Raw genomic sequence first — 1945 nt, forward strand, 5'->3', positions numbered from 1 at the left:
TGCCAGCGATCCCGCCGGTTGATCGTGACGGTGCGCTTGCACTGTCCTTTGCGCAGCAGCGGCTGTGGTTCCTGGCGCAGATGGACGAGAGGGTGAGCGCGGCCTATCACATTCCAGGTGGGCTTCGGTTACGGGGTGCTCTGGACCGGTCTGCGTTGGTGCGGGCGCTGGATCGGATCGTTGCGCGGCACGAGGCGTTGCGTACGCGCTTTGTGACGCATGAGGGCGTGGCCAGCCAGCACATAGATGCGGCGGATATCGGTTTTGCGCTGATCGAGCATGACCTTTGCGGGCCTGGGCCGGACCGGGCGGCGGAGCTGCGCTGGCTGATGGCACAAGAGGCGGCCGCGCCGTTCGATCTGGAGGCCGGTCCCCTTGTGCGCGGCCGGCTGATAGCGCTGTCGGATGAGGAGCATGTGCTGCTGGTGACTATGCACCACATCGTCTCGGATGGCTGGTCGCTCGGGGTTATGATGCGCGAGCTGAACGTGCTTTACGCGGCCTATGCGGCAGGGGACGAGGATCCTCTGCCGGCGCTTGCGGTGCAGTATGCCGACTATGCGGCCTGGCAGCGTCAGTGGCTTTCGGGGGATGTGCTGGCCGAGCAGGCGGGATGGTGGCGGGACAATCTGTCGGGCGCACCATCGCTTCTTGAGCTGCCGCTGGATCATCCGCGGCCGGTAGTGCAGGATTACCGCGGAGGACGGATCGACTTTGCGCTGGACGCGGATTTGACGACGGGTCTGAAGGGTCTGAGCCGGCGCTACGGAGTGACACTGTTCATGACGCTGCTTGCGGCGTGGAGCGTGGTGCTGTCGCGCCTTTCGGGTCAGGAGGAGGTGATCGTGGGCACGCCGGTGGCCAACCGGCGGCGGGCGGAGGTGGAGCCGCTGATCGGCTTCTTCGTCAACACGCTGGCGCTACGCCTCGACGTGTCGGAGGATCCGTCGGTAGGAGCGCTTCTTCAGCGTGTGAAGGCGCAATCACTGGCTGCCCAGCAGCATCAGGACCTTCCCTTCGAGCAGATTGTCGAGCTTGTGCGGCCGGAGCGCAGCCTTTCCCACAGCCCGGTGTTCCAGGCGATGTTCGCCTGGCAGAACAACGAGCAGGAAGCGCTGGCGCTTCCCGGCCTGGCGCTGTCATCGCTGTCCTCGGATCAGAGGGTGGCGAAGTTCGACCTGACGCTGGATCTGGGGGAGGTGGACGGGATCATTGCCGGCGGGCTGGACTATGCGGCGGCGCTGTTCGATGCGGCGACGGTGGAGCGGCATGCCGGCTATCTGCGGCGGGTTCTGGAGGCGATGGTGGCTGATGACGCGCAACGCGTTGGCGGTATCGAGCTTCTGTCCGAAGCCGAGCGCCACTGTTTGCTAGTGGAGTGGAACGCGACTGCGGCGGTCTATCCGGCGGACAAATGCGTGCATGAACTGTTCGAGGCGCAGGCGGCCGAGCGGCCGGACGCGGTGGCGCTCGTGTATGAGGAGGCCACTCTCAGTTATGGCGCTCTGAACGCGCGGGCGAACCGTCTGGCACATCATCTGATATCCCTCGGTGTCGGCCCGGACTGTCTTGTCGGATTGTGCGTGGAGCGCGGCTTCGACATGGTGGTGGGGCTTCTGGCGATCCTCAAGGCGGGCGGAGCGTATGTGCCGCTCGACCCGTCCTATCCGGCCGAGCGGCTTGCCTATATGCTGGGCGATGCCGCGCCGGTGGCGGTGCTTACCCATAGGCGCGTGGATGGCGCGGCGCGTGCTGTGCTGCAGGACGCGGCGTCTGCCGCCGGCGGTCCGGCGCTGATCGACATGAAGGCCGACGCATCCCTGTGGGCTGACCGGCCCGCCGGTGATCCAGATCCCGCTGTTCTCGGCCTGACGCCGCGCAACCTGGCCTATGTCATCTACACCTCCGGATCGACCGGACAACCAAAGGGTGTGATGAACGAGCA

At 65.9% G+C, this 1945-nt stretch carries 1 protein-coding gene; it reads left to right on the top strand.

Annotation, left to right across the window (positions count from 1 at the left end; translation table 11 throughout):
• Nucleotides 1-1945 (top strand): condensation domain-containing protein (locus ACTJKP_RS26785; RefSeq protein ID WP_440632819.1); only part of this gene is annotated, 1945 nt, incomplete at both ends.

This window comes from Brucella sp. 22210, from assembly GCF_052045675.1.
GTDB lineage: Bacteria > Pseudomonadota > Alphaproteobacteria > Rhizobiales > Rhizobiaceae > Brucella.